Origin of the sequence: Magnetospirillum sp. ME-1 (assembly GCF_002105535.1) — a bacterium.
Lineage (GTDB): Bacteria > Pseudomonadota > Alphaproteobacteria > Rhodospirillales > Magnetospirillaceae > Phaeospirillum.
The window spans coordinates 967414-983645 of sequence record NZ_CP015848.1 but is presented as its reverse complement, the minus strand read 5'-3'; the positions used below and the strand labels follow the sequence as shown (position 1 = coordinate 983645).

Sequence of the window (16232 nt, the reverse complement as noted above, 5' to 3'; positions counted from 1 at the left end):
ATGGATGACAAGGAGACGAAAAACCGCAAGGCGGGTGACGAGCGGGGCGGCCCGGGGGAAAGCCTGCTGGGTCCCGGCGGCGACGATCCCGCGGCGCTTCTGAAGCGTTACCGCAAGGCCAAGGAGCGGCGCGGAGCCTGGGAATCCCACTGGCAGGAATGCTACGACTACGCCCTGCCGCTGCGTGACGGCATGTTCCAGGGCGGCGTGCCGGGCGAACGCAAGGCCGACCGGCTGTTCGACGGCACGGCGCCCGATTGCGTCGACCAACTGGCCGCCAGCCTGCTGTCCGAGCTGACTCCGCCCTGGGCGCAGTGGTTCGGACTGGCGGCCGGCGACCAGCTGCCGGCGGATGAGCGCGACGAACTGGCGCCCATGCTGGAACGCATCGCCGCCGTGATGCAGTCCCATTTCGACCGCTCCAACTTCGCCATCGAGATGCACCAGTGCTATCTGGACGCCGTCACCGGCGGCACCGCCTCGCTTCTGTTCGAGGAAGCGCCGCCCGGCGAGCCCTCGGCCTTCCGCTTCACCTCGGTTCCCCTGGGGCAGGCGGTGCTGGAGGAGGGGCCGTCGGGGCGGCTCGACGTCACTTTCCGCCGCAGCGAGGTGTCGGTGGCGGCGCTGAAATCGCGCTTTCCCCGCGCCACCTTGCCCGAGGAGGTGCTGAAGGCGGCCGCCGACGATCCCGACCTGCGCCTCGGCCTGGTCGAGGCGGTGATTCCGGTGCGCGGCGGCTATTCCTACGCCGCCGTGCTCGATGACGAGTCCCAGGGCCTGATCCTGGGGCAGGGACAGTTTTCCAGCTCTCCCTTCCTCAACTTCCGCTGGCTGAAGGCGCCGGGCGAGGTCTATGGCCGCTCGCCGGTGATGAAGGCCCTGCCCGACATCAAGACCGCCAACAAGGTGGTGGAGCTGGTGCTGAAGAACGCCACCATCGCGGTGACCGGCATCTGGCAGGCCGATGACGACGGGGTGCTCAATCCCGCCAACATCAAGCTGGTGCCCGGGACCATCATCCCCAAGGCGGTGGGCTCGGCCGGCCTGCAGCCGCTGAGCGCGCCGGGGCGGTTCGACACCTCGCAGCTGGTGCTGGACGATCTTCGGGGGCGTATCCGCCACGCCTTGCTGGGCGACAAGCTCAGCCAGCCCGCCGCGCCGACGCTGACCGCCACCGAGGTGCTGCAGCGCTCCGACGAGATGGCGCGGCTGCTGGGGGCCACCTATGGCCGCCTGCAGAGCGAGCTGCTGACCCCCCTGGTCATGCGCGCCATCCATATCCTGCGTCGCAGGGGCGAGATTCCCGCCCTGGCGCTGGACGGACGGACCGTCGACCTGCAGTACCGCTCGCCGCTGGCCCAGAACCAGGGCCGGCGCGATGCCCGCAACGTCCTGTCCTGGCTGGGCGCCCTGTCCAGCCTGGGGCCGGCGGCCGAGGGCACCGTGGACGGCGAGGCGGCCGCCCGCTGGCTGGCCCGCGCCTTCAACGTTCCCTCGGAACTGGTGCGGCCCGGTTCCGCCGCTCCCGCCCAGGTGGCCCCCGCGGCCGATACCGGGGGGCTGGCCCAGGTGATCCGCGACCTGGATGCGCCCGTCGCCGCCCAGCCCAAGGGAGGCGCCCATGTCCCGGCCTGACTCCGGCTGGGCCTGGCTGGAGAACCCGGCCGGGCCCCGTGACGGCCGGGGCATGGACCTGCTCTGCCTGCAGGCCGCCCGGCTGTTCGCCACGCCGGACGGCGAAGCGGTTCTTAGCCACCTCAAGGCCATGACCATCGACCGCTGCCTCTCGCCAGAGGCCGGCGACAACGCGCTGCGCCATCTGGAAGGCCAGCGTCATCTGGTCCTGCATCTCCTGGCCCTGGCCGCGCGCGGCCGGGACGGAGCGTAGGACATTCCCTTGTTCATTTTCTCAGGAGTACGTACATCATGATCGCCCAATCCGTTCTGCCCCCCGAGTCCGCCGAACCCGCCGGCGACGGCAACCGCCCCGACAACATTCCCGCCAAGTTCTGGGATGCCGCCACCGGAACCGTGCGGGTCGATGCCCTGCTGCGGGCCTATCGCGATCTGGAGCGCCGCGCCTCGTCCATGGTGCGGGTCCCCGGCCCCCAGGCCGCCGGCGATGAGGTCAACGCCTTTCGCAAGGCGCTGGGCGTTCCCGACAGCCACGAGAATTACCGCATCGAAGCCAGGCATCCGTCGCTGGCCAGCGCGCCGGCGGTGAACCAGCGCCTGCATCAGGCCGGCTTCACCCAGGCCCAGGCCCAGATGGTCTACGACCTGGCCCATGAATGCCTGCTGCCCCTGATGGAGCACCTGACCCAGTGCCACGACGAGGAAAGCCAGATCGAGCACCTGAAGCGCCATTTCGGCGGCGAGGCCCAGTGGCAGGAAAGCGCCCGCCAGATCAAGGCCTGGGGCAAGGCCAACCTGCCCAAGGCGGCCTATGACGCCCTGGCCGCCACCGCCGACGGGGTCAAGACCATGCATCGCCTGATGCAGTCCGAGGAGCCGTCGCTCGGCACCGCCCTTGCCCCCGGCGAGGACGGCCGCACCGAGGAGCAGCTGAAGAAGATGATCAACGATCCCCGCTACTGGAAGACCCGCGACCCGGCCTTCATCGCCAAGGTCACCGACGGCTTCCGCAAGCTCTACGGGGAGTGACGTCCTGTCATTCCGAGCCGCAGACGAGGAAACTCCGCCTGGAATACCGGTGCCGGAACGGTAATGCCGTTCCAGGACGAGATCCCTCGGCTTCGCTCGGGATGACAGTGTGTCCGCGCCACGAAAAAAGGGCCCCCTCCCGGTTGGAAGGGGGCCCTTGATCGTCGTCGGCCTAACGGTTCATGGCGGCGACGCCCGATCCGATCTCGAGCGCGGCGAACCAGTCGATGAAGCGCTTGACGTCGTCGCCCTTGAACACCAGCCCGTGCTGGGGGGCCAGGAACTCGATGTCCAGCTTGGACACCTGGGCGCACCAGGCGTCGCGGGCCCGGGTCGAGGCCAGCCAGCGGCGGTGGAAGCCTTCCATGTACTGCACATGGGTGGCGAAGTCGGTGACGAACGCCGATCCGGTGGCCTTTTCCTTGGGCACCAGGGCGGCGCCCACGTCGCCGGAGAACAGCACCTTGGCCTTGGGGTCGTAGACGTTGAAATTGCCCGACGAGTGCAGGTAGTGCGCCGGCACGAAGCGCAGGCGGACGTCATGGGACAGCGAGATCTCCATGCCCTCGTCGGGAATGGTGGTGAAGGTGGCCTCGCGGTCGAAATGGGCGGTGAAGCTGGACCACAGCCAGGACAGATAGATCTTGATGTCCGGCTCGCACACCCGGCGCCACAGGGGCAGGGACGAGCCGATGTCGGGGTCCTGGTGCGACAGGAACAGCGCCTTGATGGACGACACCGAAATCTCGCGGGTCAGCGCCGCCAGCATGGCCGGAAAGACCTCCATGCCGCCGGGATCGAGCAGGATGGCCGAATCACCCGAGCGGATCAGGTACTGGTTGGTGTCGATCACGTTGTCGGGCTTGTCCGGGTCCTGGCCGAACATCTGCCAGCAGTGATCGTCCTGACGGAAAAGGGTGACGCACTTCATGGGCGAAATCCTGACACGCTATGAGTTGCGGTGGAGATCGTCGAGGGCATCCAGGCCGATGCGCCTGAGCGCCTCGCCCTTCTCGGAAGCGCGGCGCACCGCGTCCGAAGCCTCGTCGATCATCTGGCGCAGATCGTCCACATAGGTCCGCATGGTGTCGGACACCGTGCGGAACTCCTTTTCATGCACGCCGGCGGCGGCGGCCTCGATGGCGATGTTGGTGGCGATGGAATCCGACTGGCTGACCACCTCCTCCACCGCGTGGGTGCGGCGCGACAGGTCGGTCACCGCGTCGGCCATGCCGTCCAGGGTATCGACCAGCAGGTTCATCAGTTCGGCGAAGGCCCGCTTGCCGCTGCCGCAGCGGCGCGCGCCGTCCGGCTCGGCTTCGATCAGCTGGCAGGCCCGCTCGAACAGGTTCAGCTGAGTGAGGCAGCGCAGGATGGTGGACGAGAACGCGAAGGTGCGGCCCCTTAAGGAATGCATCTCGCCCTGAATCTGGGCCAGGCGGTTGACCAGTTCGCGGGTGTATTGGGTCAGCGCGCGGACCGCCTTGCCCTTGTCGCCGGCCCGGCCGGCGGCCAGTTCGGCGTTGAGCGACAGAATGCGCAGGTTTTCGGCCAGCTCGTCGAGATCGCCGAAGGCGTGAAAGGCGCGGCGGCAATCGCCCAGCAACCCATTGGCCCGGGACTCGATCCGGTCAGTGCGCTGGGTGCGTGTCCGTGTGGTCGTCGAAAGCTTTGTCATGCCCGCCTGTCCGGCAAAGACCCGATTTCCGCTGATGATAATCGGTTTTGGGTCTCCCGGAAGAGGGAAACGCATCCCTGCGCAACAATGCCTACCCGCCACAACCAGCGGGCATTCAAGTCAAACCGTCTTTTCATCACGAGGTTATCCGGCAAGACCGGAACCTTCATCTACAAGGAGATCGTCATGTCAGGATTTGAAACCATGATTCCCATGGCCGTCACTGCGGTATCCACCGTGGCCGGAGCGGCAGGCAAGGCGTCGGCGGCGGAAAAATCGGCCGCCGCCCAGGCCGAGGCCCAGGCCCGGCAGAACCAGATGATACTGAGCCGGCAGGCGGCCGAGGAGCAGCAGCAGCGCGACCTGCTGGCCAAGGCCTCGGCCACCCAGCGGGCCAGGATGGGGGCATCGGGCATGGGGGGGGCGGGCGGCTCGGCGGCGGCCATCCTGGCCGGAATGAGCGGGGACACCGCCGAGTCCATTGCGGCCTCGGCGCAATCCTCGGCGCTCAAACTGCGCGGGGCGTCGTCGTCGGCCGGCTCTGGGTCGAATCTGCTCGATCTGGCGACGGCGGGAAATTCCGGGCTGTCGGTGTTCAAGAGCTTCTACGAGGCCATGGATTGAACGCAAACGGGCGGGACGTCGCCGTCCCGCCCGTTCAATACCGCTAGGCCCGAAATCAGGCGGCCTTGCCCCGCTTCTTCAGCAGGTCCAGGATCTCGGCGGCGGCCTTGGGGATGTTGGTACCCGGGCCGTACACCGCCGCCACGCCGGCCTTGTACAGGAAGTCGTAATCCTGATTGGGGATGACGCCGCCGGTCACCACCAGGATGTCGCCCGCACCCTGGGCCTTCAACTCGCCGATCAGGGCGGGGACCAGGGTCTTGTGGCCGGCGGCCAGGGACGAGGCGGCGACGATGTGCACGTCGTTCTCGACGGCCTGGCGGGCGGCCTCTTCCGGGGTCTGGAACAGCGGGCCGATATCCACGTCGAAGCCGAGATCGGCGAAGGCGGTGGCGATGACCTTGGCGCCGCGATCGTGACCGTCCTGGCCCATCTTGCACACCAGCATGCGGGGACGGCGGCCCTCGGCCTTGGCGAAGGCTTCGATGTCGGCCTTCAGCCTAGCGAAGCCCGCGTCATCCTTGTAGACGCCGCCATAGACGCCCGAGATGGTGCGGTTGACGGCGCGGTGACGGGTGAAGGACTTCTCCAGCGCATCGGAAATCTCGCCCACCGTGGCGCGAGCGCGGGTGGCCTCGACGGCGAGCGCCAGCAGGTTGCCCTCGCCCGATTCGCCGGCCTTGGCCAGCGCGGCCAAAGCGGCGTCGCACTTGGCCTGATCGCGGGTGGCCTTGATCTGCTTCAGGCGTGCGATCTGGGCTTCGCGCACCTTGGCGTTGTCCACGTCGAGAATCTCGATGGGGGTCTCTTCCGCCGGCTGGTACTTGTTGACGCCGACCACCACCTCTTCGCCCCGGTCGATGCGGGCCTGACGCCGGGCGGCGGCTTCCTCGATCTTCATCTTGGGCATACCCGATTCCACGGCCTTGGTCATGCCGCCCAGCTCTTCCACTTCCTGAATCAGCTTCCAGGCTTCCTCGGCCAGGGCATTGGTCAGGCTTTCCACGTAGTAGGAACCCGCCAGCGGGTCGACCACATGGGGAATGCCGGTCTCTTCCTGAATGATCAGCTGGGTGTTGCGGGCGATGCGGGCCGAGAAGGGGGTCGGCAGCGCGATGGCTTCGTCGAGCGCGTTGGTGTGCAGCGACTGGGTGCCGCCCAGCACGGCGGCCATGGCCTCGATGGTGGTGCGGATGACGTTGTTGTAGGCGTCCTTCTCGGTCAGCGACACGCCCGAGGTCTGGCAATGGGTGCGCAGCGCCATGGACGAGGGCTTCTGGGGATCGAACTGCTTGATCAGGCGCGCCCACAGCAGGCGGCCGGCGCGCATCTTGGCGATCTCCATGAAGAAGTTCATGCCGATGGCCCAGAAGAACGACAGGCGGCCGGCGAAATCGTCGATCTTGAGGCCCCGGCCCAAAGCGGCGCGGACGTATTCCAGGCCGTCGGCCAGGGTGAAGGCCAGCTCCTGCACCGCCGTGGCGCCGGCTTCCTGCATGTGGTAGCCGGAGATGGAGATGGAGTTGAACTTCGGCATGTTCTTCGAGGTGTACTCGATGATGTCCGCGATGATCCGCATGCTGGGCGCCGGCGGATAGATGTAGGTGTTGCGGACCATGAACTCCTTGAGGATGTCGTTCTGAATGGTGCCCGACAGCTGGTCCTGGGACACGCCCTGCTCTTCCGCCGCGACGATGTAGCCGGCCAGAACGGGGAGAACCGCGCCGTTCATGGTCATGGAGACGCTCATCTTGTCCAGCGGGATGCCGTCGAACAGGATCTTCATGTCCTCGACGGAATCGATGGCCACACCCGCCTTGCCCACATCGCCCACCACGCGGGGGTGATCGGAATCATAACCGCGATGGGTAGCCAGATCGAAGGCCACCGAGATGCCCTGCTGGCCGGCCGCCAGGTTCTTGCGGTAGAAGGCGTTGGATTCCTCGGCGGTGGAGAAGCCGGCGTACTGGCGCACCGTCCAGGGCTTGGCGGCGTACATGGTGGCGCGGGGGCCGCGGGTGAAGGGCGGGAAGCCGGGCAAGCTGCCCAGGTGCTCCATGCCTTCCAGGTCGGCGGCGGTGTAGAGCGGCTTGACCTTGATGCCTTCCGGGGTCTCCCAGTCCAGGGTGGACGGCGAGGCGCCCTTGAGGTCCTTGGACGCCAGGGCTTCCCAATCGGCGACACTCTTCTTCGGGAAATCGCTCATCGTCCCTCTCCCTTCTCTTCTTAAAACGCCGCGCCACGCATCAGGTAGGAGGCGCCGAATTCATCCAACGACTTCAGGCCGGCCACCACCGGGCCCAGGGTGCGGACCAGACCGTCGGTCAGGCCATAGACCCAGGAATGGATTTCCAGCTGCTGGCCGCGGCTCCATGCATCCTGGATGACCGGCGAGCGGCACAGGTTGCGGACCTGCTGCATGACGTTCAGCTCGCACAGCCGGTCCACCCGGGCCGCCTCGCTGGGCAGCATGTCCAACTCGTGCCGGTGGCATTCGCAGATGTCGCGCACCGGACGGATCCAGTACTCGGTGACGCCCAGCCGTGCATCCTGGAGCGCGGCCCGCACCCCGCCGCAGCCGTAATGGCCGCAGACGATGATGTGTTCCACCTTCAGCACGTCGATGGCGTATTGCAGCACCGACAGGCAGTTCATGTCCGCGTGATGGACCAGATTGGCCACGTTGCGGTGGACGAACACCTCGCCGGGTTCCAGGCCAACGATCTCGTTGGCCGGAACCCGCGAATCGGCGCAGCCGATCCAAAGATATCCCGGGGTCTGCTGTTGCGCCAGATGGGAGAAGAAGCCGGGCTTGCTGCGCTCGGTCTCCTCTGCCCAGGCCTTGTTATTGGCCAGAAGGCGGTCGATGCCCGGGACCTTGCTCATGAGGCGAACTCGATGATCTTCTGGTCCACCGCCAGCGAGTCGCCCGCCGCCGCATGGACCTTGGCCACCTTGGCGTCACGCTCGGCCTTCAGGATGTTTTCCATTTTCATGGCCTCGACCACCGCCAGGGCTTCGCCGGCCTTGACCTCCTGGCCTTCCTCGACCAGCAGCTTGACCAGCAGGCCGGGCATGGGCGAGAGCAGATACTTGCTCATGTCCGGCGGCGCCTTGAAGGGCATCAGCTTGTTCATCTTGGCGGCGTGCGGAGTGAGCACCAGCACGTCGGCGCGCGACCCGGCATGGGCCAGGCGCAGGCCGGACCCGGCCCGCTCGATCTGCACCGCCACCGGGCGGCCGTCGATCACGGCGCGGAACAGGGGCTCGCCGATCTGCCAGTCGGTCTTGACGTCCACCGTCTCGCCGCCGACGGTCACGGCATAGCCGTTCTCGGCCGGGCGCACGGCGATGTCGTGGTACTGGCCGCTCATCACCACCACCCACTCGTCGCCCGCCTTCATCTCGTGGCCGGGGAACTGGCCGGAGATGCGGATGTCGCGCTCGGCGATGCGGCGGTTGGCGGCGGCCGCCACGGCGATCAGCACGGTCGGGTCGTCGGCCGGCAGGTCGTTGGCGTGGAAGCCGTTGGCGTATTCCTCGGCGATGAAGTTGGTGGTGAGCTGGCCCTTGACGAAGCGCTCCTTGGAGAACAGCGAGGCCAGGAACGGGATGTTGTGGGACAGGCCGCGGATGTAGTACTCGTCCAGCGCCTGACGCATATGGGCGATGGCGGCGTCGCGGGTCGGGCCGTAGGTGATCAGCTTGGCGATCATGGGATCGTAGAACATGCTGATCTCGCCGCCCTCGTAGACGCCGGTGTCGACGCGCACGTGCTGGCTTTCGGCCGGCGGCTGGTAGCGGGTGAGACGGCCGGTGGAGGGCAGGAAGTTGCGGAAGGGGTCCTCGGCGTAGACGCGGGCCTCCATGGACCAGCCGTTCAGCTTGACGTCGTCCTGGGTGATGGAGAGCTTCTCGCCATAGGCGACGCGGATCATCTGCTCCACCAGATCCAGGCCGGTGATCATCTCGGTGACCGGATGCTCCACCTGCAGGCGGGTGTTCATCTCCAGGAAGTAGAACTCGCCGGTGGCGCCGCCGACGATGAACTCCACCGTGCCGGCCGACTTGTAGTTGACGATGCGGGCGAGCGCACAGGCCTGCTCGCCCATGGCCTTGCGGGTCTCGGGCGTCAGGAAGGGCGACGGGGCCTCTTCGATCACCTTCTGGTGGCGGCGCTGGATCGAGCATTCGCGCTCGCCCAGGTACAGCACCGTGCCCTGGCCGTCGGCCAGGACCTGGATCTCGATGTGGCGGGGCTGCTCGATGAACTTTTCCACGAAGACGCGGTCGTCGCCGAAGGACGACTTGGCCTCGTTGGTGGCCGAGATGAAGCCCTCGTGGGCCTCGGCGTCGTTCCAGGCCAGGCGCATGCCCTTGCCGCCGCCGCCGGCCGAGGCCTTCAGCATGACGGGATAGCCGATTTCCTTGGCGATCTTCACCGCCTCGTCGGCGTCCTTGATCACGCCCAGGTAACCGGGGACGGTGTTGACGCCGGCTTCGCGGGCCAGCTTCTTGGACTCGATCTTGTCGCCCATGGCGAAGATGGCGTGGGCGTCGGGGCCGATGAAGGCGATGCCCGCCTTGGCCAGGGCCTCCTGGAACTCGCGCTTCTCGGACAGGAAGCCGTAGCCGGGATGGACGGCCTGGGCGCCGGTCTGCTTGCAGGCGTCGACGATCTTGTCGACCACCAGATAGGACTGGGCCGAGGCGGCGGGGCCGATATGCACGGCCTCGTCGGCCATGGAGACGTGAAGGGCGTCCTTGTCGGCGTCGGAATACACCGCCACCGTCTTGATGCCCATCTTGCGCGCGGTCTTGATGACGCGGCAGGCGATTTCGCCGCGGTTGGCGATCAGAATCTTGGAAAACATATGATCGTCCCCCTTACAGCGGAATGTTGCCGTGCTTGCGCCACGGATTCTTGACGTCCTTGTCCTTCAGCATGGCCAGCGAGCGGCAGATGCGCTTCCTGGTGTTGCGGGGCATGATGACGTCGTCGATGAAGCCGCGATGGCCGGCGATGAAGGGATTGGCGAACTTCTGGCGGTATTCCTCGGTGCGGGCCGCGATCTTCTCGGCGTCGCCGATATCGCCGCGGAAGATGATCTCCACCGCGCCCTTGGGGCCCATCACCGCGATCTCGGCGGTCGGCCAGGCGAAGTTGACGTCGCCGCGCAGATGCTTGGAGCTCATCACGTCATAGGCGCCGCCGTAAGCCTTGCGGGTGATGACGGTGATCTTGGGCACCGTGCACTCGGCATAGGCATAGAGCAGCTTGGCGCCGTGCTTGATGATGCCGCCGTATTCCTGGGAGGTGCCGGGCAGGAAGCCGGGCACGTCGACGAAGGTCACCAGCGGAATGTTGAAGGCGTCGCAGAAGCGCACGAAGCGGGCGCCCTTGATGGAGGACGAGATGTCCAGGCAGCCGGCCAGAACCATGGGCTGGTTGGCGACGATGCCCACCGTGCGGCCTTCCATACGGGCGAAGCCGACGATGATGTTGCCGGCGTAGCCGGGCTGCACCTCGAAGAAGTCGCCCTCGTCCACGACCTTGAGGATCAGCTCCTTCATGTCGTAGGGCTTGTTGGGATTGTCGGGGATCAGGGTGTCGAGGCTGGTCTCGATGCGCTCCGGCCCGTCATTGGTGGGACGCACCGGGGGCTTCTCGCGGTTGGAGCTGGGCAGGAAGTCCATGAAGCGGCGCAGTTGCAGCAGCGCCTCCACGTCGTTCTCGAAGGCCAGATCGGCGACGCCCGACTTGGTGGAATGGGTGATGGCGCCGCCCAGTTCCTCGGCGGTCACCGTCTCGTGGGTGACGGTCTTGACCACGTCCGGGCCGGTCACGAACATGTACGAGCTGTCCTTGACCATGAAGATGTAGTCGGTCATGGCCGGGCTGTACACGGCGCCGCCGGCGCACGGGCCCATGATCATGGAGATCTGGGGCACTACGCCGGACGCCATGACGTTGCGCTGGAACACCTCGGCATAGCCGGCGAGCGAGTCCACGCCTTCCTGGATGCGGGCGCCCCCGGAATCATTGAGGCCGATGACCGGGGCGCCGACCTGCACCGCCTTGTCCATGATCTTGCAGATCTTCTCGGCATGGGCCGCCGACAGCGAGCCGCCGAACACGGTGAAGTCCTGGCTGAACACGAAGACCAGACGGCCGTTGATGGTGCCGTAGCCGGTGACCACGCCGTCGCCGGGGATCAGGTTGTCTTCGGAATCCATGCCGAAATCGGTGCAGCGATGCTCCTTGAACATGTCCCATTCCTCGAAGGAATCGGGGTCGAGAAGAAGCTCGATACGCTCACGCGCGGTGAGCTTGCCGCGCTTGTGCTGGGCGGCGATGCGCTTCTCGCCGCCGCCCATCCGGGCGGCTTCCCTCTTTTCCTCGAGCTGCTGAATGATTTCGTGCATGGACGCGGGCCTCCGGCGGGCAGAGTGACATTGGCGTCGGTCTTATTCGCAAAGCCCCATGGCTGCAACAGGAGTCGCGGGGAAAAGGGCGGTGTTGCGAAGGTCTTCGCAACACCGCTCTGCGAAGTTGCTAAGGTTGCGAAGATCGGTGGCTGCGGTTATAACCTATGGTCATGAACAAGAAACTGTTTCTCGGCTACAAGCTCCGGCGGCTGCGCGACGGCAAGAAGCTGTCCCAGGCGGCGCTCGCCGCGCTGCTGGAGGTGTCGCCCAGCTATCTCAACCAGATCGAAAACAACCAGCGCCCGCTGACGGTGCCGGTGCTGCTGCGCATCGCCAAGGTGCTGGACGTGGACCTCGCCACCCTGGTGGAGGACGAGGAATCCCGTCTGGTGGCCGATCTGCGCGAGGCGCTGAACGATCCGGTGTTCGGCTCGGGCTCCATCGGCCTGTCCGAGCTCCGGAACGCCGCCTCGGCCTCGCCGGAACTGGCCAAGAGGGTGCTGACCCTCTACCAGACCTTCCGCCAGCTGGACGAGCGCATGCAGTCGCTGACCGAGAACCTGTCCTCGGCCACGGGGGAAGAGCGGGGCGGCCACGCCCATTTCCCCTACGAGGAGGTTCGGGACTTCTTCTATTACTGCAACAACTACTTCGGCACCCTGGACGAGGCGGCGGAAGCGCTGGTGGAGGCCGAGGGCTTCCGCCTGGGCCAGATGCACAACGATCTGGTGGCCTATCTGGAAAACCGCCACGGCGTGCGCGTGCGCATCGTCGCCGAGGACGACACGGCGGGCATGCGCACCTTCGAGCCGGGCGCGGGCTCGCTGTCCCTTTCCGCGCTGCTGTCGGTGCCCAGCCGCACCTTCCAGCTGGCCCATCAGGTGGCGCTGCTGGCCTATCACGAACTGATCGAGGAGGTGGTGGGCGGCGCCAAGCTGTCGTCGGACGACGCGCGCTCCATCTGCCGGGTGGGGCTGGCCAATTACTTCGCCGGCGCCCTGGTGATGCCCTACATGGCCTTCGCCAATCAGGCCAAGCTGCTGCGCCACGACATCGAGCAGCTGCAAAGCCGCTTCGGCGCCAGCTTCGAGCAGGTGGCCCATCGCCTGTCCACCCTGCAGCGCCCCGGCGCACGCGGCGTGCCGTTCTATTTCGTGCGCGTCGACATGGCCGGCAACATCACCAAGCGGCATTCGGCGACGCGCTTCCACTTCACCCGCTTCGGCGGCGCCTGCCCCTTGTGGAACGTGCACGAGGCCTTCGCCCGCCCCGGCAAGATCCTGGTGCAGTTGGCCCGCATGCCCGATTCCATCTCCTATATCTGCGTCGCCCGCACGGTGTCGAAACGCGGCGGTTCCTACTTGCGTCCCGACCGCCATTTCGCCGTGGGTCTGGGCTGCGAGACGGCCTACGCCGCCGACGTGGTCTATTCCGCCGGCCTCGACCTCGCCTCCGAGCAGGCCGCCGTGCCCATCGGCGTCAATTGCCGCATCTGCGAGCGCGACGATTGCCGCCAGCGCGCCTTCCCCCCCATCGGCAGCCATATCAGCGTGGACGAGAACAACCGGTCGTTCGTGCCATATCTGTTTGCGTAAAGGCATCGTTTGTCATCCTGAGCGCAGCGAAGGATCTCCGTCCGGCCTGGCGGTGCCGGTCCTGGAGTGCTGTTCCAGGATGAGATCCCTCGCATACGCTCGGGATGACAGACAAAAGCAAAGAGAGGTTTGGAAGGCATGCCTCCAAGCGGGTTTGGGCGGCTGCCCAATTCTCAGCGCGGCTGCTTCAACACCGCGAAGGGCGAATCCGAGGGCTTGTCCGGCCGGACCTTGCGTCGGGGTTTCCTGCCCGTCCTGAACCCGTCGCCCGCCTTCACATAACCCAGGGCGCCCAGCGCGCTTTCCGTGGCCTCGATTCCCAGACCCAGCGCCGAGTGCATCTCGTGGCTGGGCTGGAAAGGGCCGGAATGGGCGCTCGCACGCGCCAGGGCGGCGAAGCGTTCGAGCACGTCGCGGCGCACCGCCACCTTGCCCAGCACGCCATAGCCCACCGCTTCGTAGAAGGCGGCGGGCACGCCGTCGGGCACCATCACCGCCGGACGGGGGCCGGGGATGCCGGGGGCGGGAGCTCCGGTGTGGATGCGCCACAGCAGGGCGCGCAGGGCCTGCGCCTTGGGCTTCAGAAGAGCGGGGATGTAAAGCCCGTGCCGCCCCACCCGGATGTCCAGGCGGGCCAGCGCCAGGGAATCATCCTGGGACAGGGTGCGGACCAGGGATTCGTCGGCTTGCATGGAGCCCAGCCCCTCGGCCAGTTGGTGGGCCAGTCCCCGCGCCGCGCCCGTGAGCGGGGCATCGGGCAGGCGGAACAGCGTGGGCAGGCGGGCGGCCAGCCAAAGTCCCAAGACCTCGCCCAGCTTCTTGCGCAGGCGCTCGCGGCCCTTGGGCGGCAGCAACTCACCCAGCGGCGCCTCCACCTGGGGATGCAGGGCGTCGAAACCGGGGGCGAGGCGGGCCAGGACTTCGCCGCGCCATGACAGACCGTCCGGATCCAGGTCGAAGGCCTCGGGCGGGTCGGCCAGGGCCTGGGCCAGGCGGCGCTCCACCTCGGGGACCAGGGCGCGGAGCGCGGCGGCCTGCATGGTGCGCGCCGCCGCGCCCGTCTCGGCCTTGTCGGCCTCGAAGCAAAAGCCCTTGAGGCGGCCGACGAACTCGCCTTCCACCCGTACCTCGCCCCCGTCGCCGATCTCGGCCTCCATGCCGTCGCCGTCCCTCATGCGCCGCACCAGAACGGCGGTGCGCTTGTCGACGAAGCGGTTGGTGAGGCGCTGGTGCAGAGCGTCGGACAGGCGGTCCTCGACGCCGCGGGTCACCTCCTGCCAATGGGCGGACTCGGCGACCCAGTCGCTGCGATGGGAGACGTAGGTCCAGGTGCGGATGTTGGCGATTCTCTGGACGATGGCGTCCAACTCGCCGTCGGTGCGGTCGATGCGCCTGATGTTCTCGGCCAGCCAGTCGGTGGGCAGCCGCCCCTTGGGTGCGGCCAGATGGCGGAAGATACGGCCCAGCAGGCGGGTGTGGGATTCGTCCATCACCTTGCGGAAATCGGGGACGCGGCAGACCTCCCACAGCAGCCTGACCCGCTCGGGGTGATTGGCGAGCTTCACGATCTCCTCGTCCTGGGACAGCGCCGCCAGCGCCAATTGGTCGTCGGCGTCGCGGGCGCGCAGCAGGCCGGGTTTCTCCGGCGGCCGGTCCAGGCTGGCCAGAAGGGCGGGGACGGAGGCGAAGCGCAGGTCGGAATTGCGCCAGTAGAGGGTCTTCAAGGGATCGAAGCGGTGGGTCTCCACCTGCTCGGCGATTTCGGGCGCGATGGTCCCGGCGTCCAGCGTGGTGCCGAAGGTGCCGTCGTTCATGTGCCGCCCGGCGCGGCCGGCGATCTGGGCGATCTCGGTGGGCTCCAGCGGGCGGGGGGCGCGTCCGTCGAACTTGCGCAAGGACGCGAAGGCCACATGGTCCACGTCCATGTTGAGCCCCATGCCGATGGCGTCGGTGGCGACGATGTAGTCCACCTCGCCCGCCTGGTACATGCCCACCTGGGCGTTGCGGGTGCGAGGGGAAAGCGCGCCCAGCACCACCGCCGCGCCGCCCCTGGAGCGGCGGACGAACTCGGCCATGGAATAGACCTCGGCGGCCGAAAACGCCACCAGCACCGAGCGCGGCGGCAGGCGGCCCAGCTTCTTCGCCCCCACATGGCTCAGCTGGGAAAAGCGCGGACGGCTCATGAACTCGACGCCCGGCACCAGCCGGCGGATCAGGGGCTTGATGGTCTCGGCCCCCAGGAACAGGGTCTCGGCATCGCCCCTGGCATGCAGCAGGCGGTCGGTGAAGATGTGGCCGCGCTCAGGATCGGCGCAGAGCTGAATCTCGTCCACGGCCAGGAACGCCACCCTCCGGTCCAGCGGCATGGATTCCACCGTGCAGACCAGCCAGCGCGGATGGGGCGGGATGATCTTCTCCTCGCCGGTGATCAGTGCCACCTGGCCCGCGCCCTTGAGGCGCACGATGCGGTCGTAGTTCTCGCGCGCCAGGAGCCGCAGGGGAAAGCCGATCATGCCGCTGGCATGGGCCAGCATGCGCTCCATGGCGAAGTGGGTCTTGCCGGTATTGGTGGGGCCGAGGACGGCGAGGATGCGGGTCATGACTCGAATCGGCCTTGCAATGGGCTGCCGGTTGCTCTTATGGTCCGCCCCGGGAGATCGGCATGGACGGACCCGTCGCCAACCCGGTCAGGTCCGGAAGGAAGCAGCCGTAACGATTTCCGGTCCGGGTCGTGTCCGGTCTCCCACCCTTTCCATACATCCGGTGTGCGTGTCACTCTGAGCAGCGCGAAGAGTCTTTCACGCATGGGCGGCTCCCGCCTCAGGCTGAAAGATCCTTCGGCTTCGCCTCAGGATGACAATTCGGAAACTCAGCCCGCCTCGGCGGCGTCCGCGCCGGCGACGACGATGATCTCGCCGAATTCGCGCAGGAACACCGAGCCCTTGACCGTGCGCTGGATCAGAACCGAGCGGCGGTCCTGGTCGTCCACCTTGCGCTTGACCAGACCGAACTCGGTCAGGCGGTCGAGTGCGCGGGTGATGGCCGGCTTGGAGATGTTGAGCGTGGTCGCCAGGCCGCGCACCGTGTGGGGCGGCGGCGTGAGATAGACGGTGAGCAGCAGCGCCATCTGGCGGGCCGACAGGTCGGGAGCGTCACGCCGGACGCTTTCGACGATGGCTCCGCGCCAGAGGTCGAGAGCTTGCACCGGTTTCAGGGTAACGCCCATCAATCCACTCATTCGT

General features: G+C 67.1%; 13 protein-coding genes and 1 other RNA gene. 6 read left to right on the top strand and 8 right to left on the bottom strand.

Translation table 11 applies throughout. The features are described 5' to 3' along the window. From WV31_RS04490 to WV31_RS04480, 3 genes are read left to right on the top strand one after another with little or no spacing between them, the layout of a single operon-like run. Window positions 1-1635 (top strand): portal protein, encoded by a 1635-nt coding sequence (locus WV31_RS04490; protein ID WP_085372458.1) that lies wholly within the window; start codon window positions 1-3, stop codon window positions 1633-1635. Further along, entirely contained in the window at window positions 1622-1888 is a 267-nt protein-coding gene (locus WV31_RS04485) for a Bbp19 family protein (RefSeq protein WP_085372457.1), read from the top strand. The genes WV31_RS04490 and WV31_RS04485 overlap by 14 nt, the downstream gene beginning before the upstream one ends. Window positions 1889-1926: 38 nt before the next feature. Further along, the gene (locus tag WV31_RS04480) at window positions 1927-2664 is read left to right on the top strand and encodes a capsid assembly protein (protein ID WP_085372456.1); all 738 of its coding nucleotides are present in this window, start codon (window positions 1927-1929) and stop codon (window positions 2662-2664) included. 172 nt (window positions 2665-2836) lie between these two features. On the opposite strand, the gene WV31_RS04475 is transcribed toward WV31_RS04480, so the two are convergent. Then, window positions 2837-3595 (bottom strand): MBL fold metallo-hydrolase, encoded by a 759-nt coding sequence (locus WV31_RS04475; protein ID WP_085372455.1) that lies wholly within the window; start codon window positions 3593-3595, stop codon window positions 2837-2839. Between the two features lie 18 nt (window positions 3596-3613). After that, complete coding sequence (locus tag WV31_RS04470) at window positions 3614-4342, bottom strand: chemotaxis protein (RefSeq protein WP_085372454.1); 729 nt, start codon at window positions 4340-4342, stop codon at window positions 3614-3616. A gap of 186 nt (window positions 4343-4528) precedes the next feature. On the opposite strand from WV31_RS04470, the gene WV31_RS04465 reads away from it, so the two are divergent. Further along, entirely contained in the window at window positions 4529-4966 is a 438-nt protein-coding gene (locus tag WV31_RS04465) for a hypothetical protein (RefSeq protein WP_237051486.1), read from the top strand. 55 nt (window positions 4967-5021) lie between these two features. Here the strand turns inward: WV31_RS04465 and scpA are convergent, their stop codons facing one another. The 4 genes from scpA to WV31_RS04445 are packed head-to-tail and all read right to left on the bottom strand — an operon-like array spanning window position 5022 to window position 11392. Beyond that, window positions 5022-7172 carry a methylmalonyl-CoA mutase gene (gene scpA / locus WV31_RS04460; protein ID WP_085372453.1) on the bottom strand — a complete coding sequence of 717 codons (2151 nt, stop codon included), beginning with the start codon at window positions 7170-7172 and terminating at the stop codon, window positions 5022-5024. 20 nt (window positions 7173-7192) lie between these two features. Further along, window positions 7193-7852 (bottom strand): carbonate dehydratase, encoded by a 660-nt coding sequence (gene can / locus WV31_RS04455; RefSeq protein WP_085372452.1) that lies wholly within the window; start codon window positions 7850-7852, stop codon window positions 7193-7195. Next, the gene (locus WV31_RS04450; protein WP_085372451.1) at window positions 7849-9840 is read right to left on the bottom strand and encodes an acetyl-CoA carboxylase biotin carboxylase subunit; all 1992 of its coding nucleotides are present in this window, start codon (window positions 9838-9840) and stop codon (window positions 7849-7851) included. Before WV31_RS04450 ends, can begins: the two co-directional genes overlap by 4 nt. Before the next feature lie 13 nt (window positions 9841-9853). Further along, window positions 9854-11392 (bottom strand): acyl-CoA carboxylase subunit beta, encoded by a 1539-nt coding sequence (locus WV31_RS04445; protein ID WP_085372450.1) that lies wholly within the window; start codon window positions 11390-11392, stop codon window positions 9854-9856. A gap of 167 nt (window positions 11393-11559) precedes the next feature. Between WV31_RS04445 and WV31_RS04440 the strand changes: the two genes are divergently transcribed. Then, on the top strand, window positions 11560-12990 hold the full coding sequence (locus WV31_RS04440) for a helix-turn-helix domain-containing protein (RefSeq protein WP_206072583.1): 1431 nt from the start codon (window positions 11560-11562) through the stop codon (window positions 12988-12990). A gap of 173 nt (window positions 12991-13163) precedes the next feature. Here WV31_RS04440 and WV31_RS04435 read toward each other — a convergent pair whose 3' ends face one another. Next, window positions 13164-15590, bottom strand: a complete 2427-nt coding sequence (locus tag WV31_RS04435; protein WP_085372449.1) for a helicase-related protein — start codon at window positions 15588-15590, stop codon at window positions 13164-13166. A gap of 50 nt (window positions 15591-15640) precedes the next feature. On the opposite strand from WV31_RS04435, the gene ffs reads away from it, so the two are divergent. Then, window positions 15641-15739, top strand: an RNA gene (gene ffs / locus WV31_RS04430) — signal recognition particle sRNA small type. Window positions 15740-15859: 120 nt separating this feature from the next. Here the strand turns inward: ffs and WV31_RS04425 are convergent. Beyond that, the gene (locus WV31_RS04425; RefSeq protein ID WP_085372448.1) at window positions 15860-16216 is read right to left on the bottom strand and encodes a MarR family transcriptional regulator; all 357 of its coding nucleotides are present in this window, start codon (window positions 16214-16216) and stop codon (window positions 15860-15862) included. Window positions 16217-16232 lie beyond the last annotated feature (16 nt).

What these genes read in the sequence shown, in the direction of transcription:
- WV31_RS04490 (WP_085372458.1), top strand. Translation starts at nt 1, where the DNA reads ATGGATGACAAGGAGACGAAAAACCGCAAGGCGGGTGACGAGCGGGGC.
- WV31_RS04485 (WP_085372457.1), top strand. Translation starts at nt 1,622, where the DNA reads ATGTCCCGGCCTGACTCCGGCTGGGCCTGGCTGGAGAACCCGGCCGGG.
- WV31_RS04480 (WP_085372456.1), top strand. Translation starts at nt 1,927, where the DNA reads ATGATCGCCCAATCCGTTCTGCCCCCCGAGTCCGCCGAACCCGCCGGC.
- WV31_RS04475 (WP_085372455.1), bottom strand. Translation starts at nt 3,595, where the DNA reads ATGAAGTGCGTCACCCTTTTCCGTCAGGACGATCACTGCTGGCAGATG.
- WV31_RS04470 (WP_085372454.1), bottom strand. Translation starts at nt 4,342, where the DNA reads ATGACAAAGCTTTCGACGACCACACGGACACGCACCCAGCGCACTGAC.
- WV31_RS04465 (WP_237051486.1), top strand. Translation starts at nt 4,529, where the DNA reads ATGTCAGGATTTGAAACCATGATTCCCATGGCCGTCACTGCGGTATCC.
- scpA (WP_085372453.1), bottom strand. Translation starts at nt 7,172, where the DNA reads ATGAGCGATTTCCCGAAGAAGAGTGTCGCCGATTGGGAAGCCCTGGCG.
- can (WP_085372452.1), bottom strand. Translation starts at nt 7,852, where the DNA reads ATGAGCAAGGTCCCGGGCATCGACCGCCTTCTGGCCAATAACAAGGCC.
- WV31_RS04450 (WP_085372451.1), bottom strand. Translation starts at nt 9,840, where the DNA reads ATGTTTTCCAAGATTCTGATCGCCAACCGCGGCGAAATCGCCTGCCGC.
- WV31_RS04445 (WP_085372450.1), bottom strand. Translation starts at nt 11,392, where the DNA reads ATGCACGAAATCATTCAGCAGCTCGAGGAAAAGAGGGAAGCCGCCCGG.
- WV31_RS04440 (WP_206072583.1), top strand. Translation starts at nt 11,560, where the DNA reads ATGGTCATGAACAAGAAACTGTTTCTCGGCTACAAGCTCCGGCGGCTG.
- WV31_RS04435 (WP_085372449.1), bottom strand. Translation starts at nt 15,590, where the DNA reads ATGACCCGCATCCTCGCCGTCCTCGGCCCCACCAATACCGGCAAGACC.
- WV31_RS04425 (WP_085372448.1), bottom strand. Translation starts at nt 16,216, where the DNA reads ATGGGCGTTACCCTGAAACCGGTGCAAGCTCTCGACCTCTGGCGCGGA.